Consider the following 238-nt stretch of genomic DNA (forward strand, 5'->3'; position numbering starts at 1 on the left):
CTGGCAAGTAAGGAAAAGGGTTGCGCTCGTTGCGGGACTTAACCCAACATCTCACGACACGAGCTGACGACAGCCATGCAGCACCTGTATGTAGATTCCCGAAGGCACCTTTCCATCTCTGGAAAGTCTCTACTATGTCAAGGCCAGGTAAGGTTCTTCGCGTTGCATCGAATTAAACCACATGCTCCACCGCTTGTGCGGGCCCCCGTCAATTCATTTGAGTTTTAGTCTTGCGACC

At 51.7% G+C, this 238-nt stretch carries 1 rRNA gene; it reads right to left on the minus strand.

Going from position 1 to position 238, the window contains the following annotated elements:
* A 16S ribosomal RNA gene (locus tag ACEO2X_RS14740) occupies positions 1–238 on the minus strand; the annotation flags it as partial.

It is taken from the genome of Acinetobacter sp. AL9, assembly GCF_041464035.1.
In the GTDB taxonomy this organism is placed as follows: Bacteria; Pseudomonadota; Gammaproteobacteria; order Pseudomonadales; family Moraxellaceae; genus Acinetobacter; species Acinetobacter towneri.